8 protein-coding genes are annotated in these 9,411 nt (G+C 62.5%); all 8 read right to left on the bottom strand.

Features of this window, described 5'->3' with window-relative positions:
• Window positions 1-692 precede the first annotated feature (692 nt).
• On the bottom strand, window positions 693-1,367 hold the full coding sequence (locus ABWU19_RS13370; RefSeq protein WP_435902165.1) for a GNAT family N-acetyltransferase: 675 nt from the start codon (window positions 1,365-1,367) through the stop codon (window positions 693-695).
• A 60-nt stretch (window positions 1,368-1,427) separates the two neighbouring features.
• Window positions 1,428-2,384, bottom strand: a complete 957-nt coding sequence (locus tag ABWU19_RS13365) for a threonine/serine dehydratase (RefSeq protein ID WP_435902164.1) — start codon at window positions 2,382-2,384, stop codon at window positions 1,428-1,430.
• Between the two features lie 132 nt (window positions 2,385-2,516).
• The gene (locus tag ABWU19_RS13360; RefSeq protein ID WP_435902163.1) at window positions 2,517-3,869 is read right to left on the bottom strand and encodes an aspartate aminotransferase family protein; all 1,353 of its coding nucleotides are present in this window, start codon (window positions 3,867-3,869) and stop codon (window positions 2,517-2,519) included.
• A 202-nt stretch (window positions 3,870-4,071) separates the two neighbouring features.
• The gene (locus tag ABWU19_RS13355) at window positions 4,072-5,322 is read right to left on the bottom strand and encodes a serine hydrolase domain-containing protein (RefSeq protein ID WP_435902162.1); all 1,251 of its coding nucleotides are present in this window, start codon (window positions 5,320-5,322) and stop codon (window positions 4,072-4,074) included.
• 70 nt (window positions 5,323-5,392) lie between these two features.
• A complete protein-coding gene (locus ABWU19_RS13350; protein WP_435902161.1) occupies window positions 5,393-6,421 on the bottom strand; it encodes a polyamine ABC transporter substrate-binding protein in 1,029 nt (342 codons plus the stop codon).
• Between the two features lie 34 nt (window positions 6,422-6,455).
• Window positions 6,456-7,241, bottom strand: a complete 786-nt coding sequence (locus tag ABWU19_RS13345) for an ABC transporter permease (RefSeq protein WP_435902160.1) — start codon at window positions 7,239-7,241, stop codon at window positions 6,456-6,458.
• A 103-nt stretch (window positions 7,242-7,344) separates the two neighbouring features.
• Entirely contained in the window at window positions 7,345-8,250 is a 906-nt protein-coding gene (locus ABWU19_RS13340) for an ABC transporter permease (protein ID WP_435902159.1), read from the bottom strand.
• The gene (locus ABWU19_RS13335; RefSeq protein ID WP_435902158.1) at window positions 8,243-9,298 is read right to left on the bottom strand and encodes an ABC transporter ATP-binding protein; all 1,056 of its coding nucleotides are present in this window, start codon (window positions 9,296-9,298) and stop codon (window positions 8,243-8,245) included. The genes ABWU19_RS13340 and ABWU19_RS13335 overlap by 8 nt, the downstream gene beginning before the upstream one ends.
• Window positions 9,299-9,411 lie beyond the last annotated feature (113 nt).

The raw sequence follows: 9,411 nt of genomic DNA, 5'->3' as shown, positions 1-9,411 counted from the left end.
TCGTTCCCTCCGTGTCCCTGTCCATGTTTTTCAACTTTTGTCGTGTACTTAGAGGGGGGGGTTCTACCGAGCCGACCTATGCCACCTCAAATAGGTTTGCTAGAATCTTTGCTTGAATAGTTCGCGTTGTCGCTCAACGATAGAGGGGTAGAGGGGTGCGGAATGTGGGGTATTATGAAATGTGGGGTATATGATAAGAGCCTGTATAATACACTGAGATAGGACATTGTACGGTGAGACTGTGCAATAATCACTGGTTAGCGTTACCATAAGGAGGGAAAAATTTAGGCATGGATGCGCTATTTTACTCTTTTTTAGCTTCTGTCATTGTGTTGGCTTTGATCCTTATGATCGTCGGCAGATTGATAGACGCAAGCTTCAATCGAGAATGGCTTTCCTGGCCTACACTTGAGCAATATTGGTCCCAGCATCCTGAATGCCGCACGAAAAATGGAGTTAAGTGCTGTTACTGTGGCTCAAACCACATTCGAAATTATGGGTGGGTACATCGTTCCGATTCCCGAAGAATTCACAAGTGCAATCAGTGCAGCAAGTATCTCTACCGAACCGAACAATGATCCCTAACCAAACCTATTCCTGCAAAATATTCGGCTACTGTAAGAGAAGAATACTGGCGCTTCACTATATTCACTGTCCTTATCATAGAACTTACCGCACCAGAACCGCAAGCCTCAGCCCTCCGTCTTTGCACCAGGCGCCATATCGGGGTTGCGCCACACGATAAACACCCCGTAGTTGCCGCAACTGGGGTCCTCGAGGTAGTTGGGGATAATGCCCCAGACGTTGTAGCCGCGCTTGAGCTGCACCGAGAGCACCGGGTCGAACATCTCGCCCCGCACCACCTTTGCCACGTACTGCTCGATGTGCAGGCTGCGCTGGTGGGGGGCGTAGCCCTTGGGCATGGCCCCGGCCACGTGGCCCTTCAGGCCCAGGCGACGCACCAGGTTTTGCCGGGCGGTGTAGAGCAGGGTGGAGAGGCCCAGCCCGCGAAAGGCGGGGTGTACCCCGATGTCGGCCCCGTAGAGCCAGTCGCCGCGGGGGTCGTGGGTGGTGAGCCAGTTGCCGCCCACCGCCTCCATGTAGCGGTGCTGGAAGTGATTAAAGTCTACCTGGGTGCGGAGGTCGGTGGAGCAGGCGGCCACGGTTTTGGTTTCGCGCTCAATCACCGCGTGCTGCCCTTCGGGGAATACCTGCATGTGGGCCCGGTAGTGCTCGGCGGTGATGAGCTCGTCTTTGGCCAGCGAAGGGAACGAAGCCTGCTGGATGGCCTCGAGGGCCTCGGCCATCCAGGGCTCCGACTGCACCACGGCAAAACGCTTATCGGGACTCAAAAGGAGTTCATTCATGTTTTGATCCTGCACCAGGGCTTTTCTGCCAAAATACCGTGTAGGCTGTCATTCCTGCAACTAACATAGCACTGCTCGCAGGGCCGAAAGCCCGATGTTGGCCCCACACACCACCACCACCACCCGCTGCCCCCGGTACTGCGCGGCCTTTTTGAGCAAAGCGGCCAGGGCTACGCCGGCGGCCCCTTCCAGAAGCTGATGCTGGGTCTCGATAAAAAGCCGCATGGCGGCCTTGATTTCTTCCTCGCTTACCGTAACCCAGTCGTCCACCAGGGTTCGGCACAGCTCAAAGGTGATGGCGCCGGGCTCGAGCCCGCCTGCGCTGCCGTCCGAGAGGGTGGGCCGTGCCGCAATGCTTACGATTCTTCCAGCCCGCACCGAGGCCAGCATGGCCGCGTCGTTTTGTGGCTGGCAGCCGATGATTTTGACCTTCGGATAGACCGACTTCAGATAGGCCGCAATCCCCGAGACCAGCCCCCCACCCCCCACCGTCACCAAGACCGCCTGGGGCGGCTCGGGCATCTGCTGGGCGATCTCCAGCCCGAGGGTGCCCTGCCCCGCGATGATGTCGGGGTCGTTGTAGGGCGAGATGTAGACCAGGCCGTGCTCCGCTGCGTAGCCCCTGGCGTAGACTTCGGTATCGTCGCCGCTGTGCCCGAAGACCCGTACCTCCGCGCCGTAGCGCCGGATGGCCTCGAGCTTGCTGGGGCTGGCCCCCTCCGGCACGAACACCAGGCCCTTCGCGCCCAGACGGGCCAGGCCAAAGGCCACCCCCGCCCCGTGGTTGCCGCTGCTGGCCGCTACCACGCCCTTTTGCAGCTGTGCCGGGGATAGCCCGAGCAGCTTGTTCAGGGCCCCCCGCACCTTAAAAGAGCCGGTGTGCTGGAGGTTTTCCAGCTTCAAATAGACCTCGGCCCCGCTGATCTGCGAGAGGGCCGGTGCGTAGTCCAGGGGGGTCTCACGCACATGGGGCCGCAGGCGGGTGTGGGCTTGCCGGATGGCCTCGGGCCAGTTCATGCTGGACTCATAAGAAATCCGCTCGATTCGTTCTTATTTTTGGGGCCCCCACCCGAAGCGACACAACTCGACGAAGTTGTAACAGATGAGCTTTTGCTAGCGCTTAACGGAACGCTTCGGGTGGGGTTCATATCAGGCCCCCACCGCCAGGGTCTGGTAGGTCTCGCGGATGGCCCCTGCCACCACCCCCAAGGCCTCGCGCAGCATGTCTTCGGGGATGTCGAGGGCGGGCAGGAAGCGGATGCAGTTGGTGTAGAGGCCGGCCCGTATCAGGATCACCCCCCGCCGGGAGGCCAGCTTGATGGTCTCCATGGCGAACTCCTGCCAGGGCTCTTTGCTCTTGGGGTCTTTGACGAACTCCAGCACCATCATGGCCCCCACCCCGCGCACATCGCCCAGCACCGGGATTTCTTTTTGCAAGGGCTCGAAGGTCTCGCGGATGATCCGCTCGATACTCCTGGCCTGCTCGAGGAAGCCCGGCGACTCCAGAATGTGGATGGCCTCGAGGGCCGCCACACAGGCCAGCGGGTTGCCCCCGTAGGTGCTGCCCACCCCGCCCACGTGGGGGCTGTCCAGAATCTCGGCCCGGCCCGTTACGGCGCTGATGGGCATCCCGGCCCCCAGGCTTTTGGCGCTGATGATCAGGTCGGGAACCACCCCGCTGTGCTCGATGGCCCAGAGCCTGCCGGTACGGCCCGAACCACTCTGGATTTCGTCGGCAATCATCACCGCCCCGGTCTGGTCGCAGACCTCGCGAATCTTGCGCAAGAACCTGTGCGGCACCGGGATAAAGCCCCCCTCGCCGATCACCGGCTCAATCACGATGGCCGCCAGGGCCGAGGGGTCGATGTGCGCGGTGAGGGCGTTTTCCAGGTTCCAGCAGGCCCAGTCCAGGTACTCCTCCGGGGTCATGCCCTGGGGCGTGCGGTAGAGGTTGGGCACCGGCAGCCGGTAGACCTCGGGGGCAAAGGGGCCAAAGCCTTTTTTGAACAGGCCCCATTTGCTGGTCATGGCCATGGTCAGGTTGGTGCGCCCGTGGTAGGCCCCCTCGAAAACGATAATCCCCGGGCGTCCGGTGTAGCGGCGGGCAAACTTGACCGCGTTCTCCACCGCCTCGGCCCCGCCGTTGGCCAGAAGGGTCTTTTTGGGAAAATCGCCGGGGGTGATGCGGTTCAGGGCCTCGCAGACCGCCACATAGGGCTCGTAGTTGGCCACAATGCTGCACATGTGAATCAGCTCATCGGCCTGAGCTTTGAGGGCTTCCACCACGCTTGGGGGCGTGTGACCGACGGCCAGCACCCCGATGCCACCGGCCAGGTCAATAAGCGTGTTGCCGTCTACGTCCTCCACCAGAGCGCCGTGGGCTTTTTTAACCGCGATGGGGTTGGCCTGGGCCAGCGCACCGCACACGGCGGCGGCCCTTCTGGCCTGAAGTTCCTGGCTCTTGGGGCCAGGGATGGGGGTTTTGAGCTGGATATACGCCATAGGTTCCTCTGGTAAATGCCAGCCGACCGTTGCGGGTCGCTGGGGCGATCTCCCTGCTGGTCAAAGGGGTTGAAGCGGGTTGCTGAGCCAGCCGGGGGGGTCGAAGCAGGGCTTGTTGCAGCAATCGAAGCAAAGCCTACCGACGAGGGCTCGCCAAGCCTGCGGGGGGCGGAATGCACGCCTTCTGCACATCCATTTGCCTCTAGCTTAGCAGACCCTTCAGGGCGCTCAAAACCTGCTCTTCCCAGCGGGTGTGGGCCGAGTAGAGGCCCTTGTGCTGGGCGGGGTCAGCGCCCTGCCCCCCAATGATGTAAACCAGGGCGTTCCCCGCCTCTGGCTCGAAGAGCAGCCCGCTCAGAAGGCCATAGGCATCGCCCAGATGCCCATACCAGGGCCGGGGCTGATGCCCTAATGGGCAGTCCAGGCCGGGGGTGTGGGTAAATCGCCAGACCCCCAGGCCAAAGCTCAGGGCCTGGCCCTCCAGGGTGTCGCCGTTGCTGCCGTTCCAGGTCCACTGGGGCTCGAGCATCCTTTGCAGTGTAGAAGGCTGCAGGATAGGCGGGGCTTTGCCCATGAACAGCAAAGCCACCTGGGCCAGCTCGAGGGCCGAGGCCCGCAAACCCCCTTGCGGCGAGAAGAAGGTGGCATTGCTGCCGAGCCGGTAGGCGCTCAAATCCACGCTCATAAACTGCCCCTCCGGTGCGTCGGGGTCTGGGGTCAGGGGGTTTTGGGGCACAACCCCCCGGTGGTCGTCCACCTGGGCCACCCAGGGGCCGCGGGGGTTCCATACTTCGCCGGTTCGCTTGCGGTATAGCACGGCTAAATTGCCGATTTGCTCAGGTGTAAACCGACTCACATTGAACCCGCCCCCCATCCCCAGCGGGTGCAGGACTTCTTGTTCCATGAACAGGTCAAAACGCTGGCCCGATACACACTCAATCAGGGTGCCCAGCACGCCGGTATTAAGGTTGGAATACCGGGCATAGCTGCCGGGGGCATGGTGGGGGTCGAAGTGGGCGCCGCCCTCAAAAAAACGCCCTTCGGCATGAAAAAAATCCAGCAGCGTGTGGGGGCTTGGGATGGAATAGCGCGAACCATCGCAGAGCGAGGAGGTGTGCGAAAGCAGGCTGTGCACCGGGATGGGCACCTGGGGAAAGGCTGGGTTGCGTAGGCCAAAGCCCAGGTACTCGCTTACATCGGCCTCGAGGTCGAGCTTTCCTTGCTCCACCAGCTTCATCGCCCCCAGGGCCACCACCAGCTTGGAGATCGAGGCCACCCGGAAGCGGGTCTGGTTGTTGACAGGTAGATTCTGGCTGGGGTCGGGGTCAATGTAGCGATACCCAAACGACTGGGCGTAGACGTTCTCCCCGGCCCGAACCACTGCTACCTGCAGGCTAGGAATAGCGTGTAGGGGGTCGTCGAGTAGAGATTGCAGTACGGTGGCTGGCCTCACGGGAGCAGACAAAAAAGTGAGGACGCGGCTTCTTGCACCCTAAACCGCGTCCACACACCACAACCTAGATTTAGCGGCTCTTCACGGCGGTCCAGACCTCGTCGTACAGCCGGGTGTCGCGCCCCAAGTCGAGCACGAACTCGAGCTTCTGCATGGTGGCGGCGTCGGGGTAGATGGCCGGGTTCTTGCGGTCGGCGGCGTTGATGAAGGGCAGGGCGGCCTTGTTGGGGGTGGCGTAGCGGTTGTAGTTGGAAAGCTGGGCCCCAATCTTGGCGTCCAGAATAAAGTTGATGAACTGGTGGGCAGCCTGGGGGTTGGGGGCACGGGCGGGGATGGCCATGTTGTCCAGGAACAAGGCGGCCCCTTCCCTGGGCACCACAAAGCCCACGTTCTTGTTCTCGTCGGCGGCTTTGAGAGCGTCGCCATTGTAGACCACGGCGTAGGTGGCGGTGCCGGCTACCAGCCGGTTTTTGGCCCCTACCCCGCCTTCAAAGCCCAGGAAGCGGGGGTTCTTTTTGGCCTCGAGCAAAACCTTCCCGGCAGCCTGAACCTGCTTGGGGTCTTTGGAGTTGATGCTGTATCCCAGATAGCGCAAGGCGGCCCCCATCATCTCGCGGATGGAGTCCATCAGTACGAAGGGCTTGTCGGCCCCCGGCCCCAGAATCACGCTCCAGCTGGTGGGGGTGGGCACGCGGTCTTTGCGGTACATGATGCCCGACATGCCCCACTGGTAGGCCGCGCTGTAGCGGTTGCCGGGGTCGAAGGGGGGGTTGGCGAACTTGGGGTCGAGGTTTTTCAGGTTGGGGATTTTGCTCTTGTCCAGCGGCTGGATCAGCTTGAGCTGAATAAGCGTGGGGATGATGTAGTCGCCTGGCACGATCACGTCGTACTGCGAGACCCCCCCGGCCTGGAGCTTGGCCAGCATGTCCTCGTTGGACTCGTAGAGGTCGATACGCACCCGCAGGTTGAACTTTTGCTCGAAAGCCTTGATGATGGCCGGGTCCATGTACTCCGACCAGATGAAAAGCCGCATCTCGCGGGGTTGGGCCAGGGCTAAAGGCAGGGCCAGTAGGCTGAGCAGGGCTAAAAGACGTTTCATATTTCTCCTTGTGGGGTCAGTTTACCGCAGGATTTCATCGCCGGGTAAGGCGTTCGGAGAGCAGCACCAGCAGCACCGTAATCAGGAAAATCAGGGTGGAGAGGGCGTGAATCTCGGGGGTGACGCCCCGCCGCACCGAGGCGTAGATGAGCAGAGGCAGGGTTTGCGAGGTGGGGCCGGCGGTGAAGAAGCTGATCACGAAGTCGTCGAGCGAGAGGGTAAAGGCCAGCATGGCCCCGGCCACGATGCCAGGGGCGAGCAAGGGCAACAAAACGCGGCGCACGTAGTAGCCGTAGCTGGCGTACAGGTCGCGGGCGGCCTCGTCGAGATCGTGCCCCAGGCTTTTGAGGCGGCTGCGTACGGTGAGGGCCACAAAGGCAATCTGGAAGGTAACGTGCCCCAGAATCATGGTGAAGAGGCCTGGCTCGAAGAGGCTCGAGACCGCCCTAAAAGCCCCGAAAGCCACCACCAAAGCTACCGCAAAGATGATGTCGGGGGTGACCACCGGCAGGTAGAGCAGGTTCTCCAGAAAGCCCTGGCTCTGCCGCGGCCAGGGGTAGCGCTCCAAGGCAATGGCAAAGAGCGTGCCCAGCACGGTAGCGACCAGGGTAGAGACCAGCGCCAGCACAAAGGTGTTGCGGGCGGCTTCCAGGATGTCTGGGTTGGAAAGCATCCGCAGGTACCAGTCCCAGGTGAAGCCCGACCACTGCATGCCGTAGCGGGTTTTGTTGAATGACAGGATGGCCACCGCCAGCATGGGCAGGTACAGGAAGGCCAGGGTGGCCAGGGCCGTAATGCCAACCAGGGGATTCAGGCGCATGTGGGCCTCCAGTCCCCCCGCAGACCCCGCGCAGTGCAGCCGTTTGGCGCATGACCACAGGCTTCCCTGCTATGGGCTATGGGCCATGGGCGTTGCGCTGGGGTCATACCAGATCCACATCCTTTCCCCGGCGGCGGTAGATCGCCAGACCGATCAGGGTCATGACCATCAGGCCCAGGCTGACCGCGGCCCCGTAGGGCCAGTCGCGGCTGGCGTAGAACTGCTGCTGGATCAGGTTGCCTACCAGCAGGTACTTGGCCCCGCCCAGCAGGTCGGGGATGACGAACATGCCCATGGCCGGGATAAAGGTCAGGATGATGCCCACCGTGAGGCCCGGCAGGGTCTGGGGCCAGATGGCCTGGAAGAAGGTGCGGATGCGGCTGGCGTACAGGTCCTGGGCGGCTTCCACCAGGCTCCAGTCCAGCCGCTCCACGCTGGAGAACAGGGGCATCACCACAAAGGGCAGGAAAGCCGTAATCATGCCGATGTAGACCGCCAGCGGGCTGGGGTAGAGCCCCGTGTCGGAGGGTAGCAACCCCAGGGCCTGGGCTAGTCTGGCAAAGGGAAAGTCGGGGGCCAGGAGCATCTGCCAGGCGTAGGTGCGGATGACCAGGTTGGTCCAGAAGGGGATGATGACCAAAGCCAGCCAGAGGTAGCGGGTGCGGGGCGGGCGGCTGGCGATGAAGAAGGCCAGGGGGTAGGCCAGCACGATGCAGATGAGGGTGGTGACGAAGGCCACCCACAGGCTTCGCAGCAGGATCAGGATGGTGTCGGGGCTCCAGCCGAAGATGCCGTAGCCCAGCAGGCGGGCGTAGTTGTCCAGGTTGAAGTTCCAGACCACCTCGCCGTACTGCCCCCGCTCGGCAAAGGAAAGGGCCACCAGCGAGAGCCCCGGAATCACCAGCAGCACCAGAATCCAGAGGACTGCGGGCAGCAAGAACCACAAGCCCCGGCGGTAGAGCCGGGCGGGGGTGGTGAGTTCGCCGAACCAGACGATGAGCCTATTCATCCAGCACCACCAGTGCGTCGGCGGGTAGCTCGGCCCAGAGCTCCTGCCCGGCCCCCAGGGTAGGGTGGGGGGCGGTGCGGACGCGGATATCACAGGGCTCGAGCCAGACCTCCTGATAAGCCCCACGGTAGACCGCCTCGCGCACCCGCACCCGCAGGCCGTTCTGGCGGGGTTCCACCTCGGTTAACCGCACCCGCTCGGGCCGGATGGCCACATACCCCTCGTCCCAGGGTGGGGTTTGCTTCAGGGCCAGCTTGCCAAAAGCGGTCTCGAAGCCCATGGGCAGCCTTTGGCCCCGAATCAGGTTGGCCGCCCCCAGAAACTCGGCGGCGTAGCGGGTGCGGGGCCGCTCGTAGACCTCGTCCGGGGTACCGACCTGCTCGAGGTGGCCCATGCGCATCAGGGCGATGCGATCCGAGACGGCCATGGCCTCGTCCTGGTCGTGCGTAACCAGGATAAAGGTCAGGCCCAGCTGCTGCTGCAAGCGCCGAAGCTGCACCTGCACCTCGGCCCGCAGCTTGGCATCGAGGGCGCTCATGGGCTCGTCGAGCAAAAGCACCTGGGGCTCGTTCACCAAAGCCCTAGCCAGGGCCACCCGCTGCTTCTGGCCACCCGAGAGCTGGTGGGGCAGCCGCTCGGCAAAGCGCTCGAGCTGCAACATCTCCAACCCATACCGCACCCGCCGCTCCACCTCGGCCTGGTTCATGCGGCGGCTCTTGAGGCCAAAGGCGATGTTTTCCCGCACCGACAGGTGGGGAAAAAGGGCGTAGCTTTGAAACACGGTATTGACCGGACGCCGGTTGGCGGGCAGGGGGGTGATGTCTTTGCCCATCAGCACAATGCGGCCCTCGGTGGGCACCTCGAGGCCGGCAATAATCCGCAGCAGGGTGGTTTTGCCACAGCCCGAAGGCCCCAAAAGGGTGAAGAACTCGCCTCTGGGAACCTCGAGGCTCACCCCCCCCAGTGCGGTAAAGTCACCGAATTTTTTGACCACGTTCTGTATGGAAAGGGACTCCCCCGTGGCTGGGGGCCGTGCGGCGGCGATCATGGTTGGGGCTTAGATTATCAGAGGTAAAGGGACTTTGACCAGGGTGGTGCTTTCTGGAACAGGCTCTTATCATATACAGCATGAACCCGAACAAACCCATACCCAGCCCCATT

Source organism: Meiothermus cerbereus, assembly GCF_051297115.1.
Classification (GTDB): Bacteria; Deinococcota; Deinococci; order Deinococcales; family Thermaceae; genus Meiothermus; species Meiothermus cerbereus_A.
The sequence above is the reverse complement of the archived record's forward strand: the minus strand, read 5'-3'. Positions and strand labels throughout refer to the sequence as shown.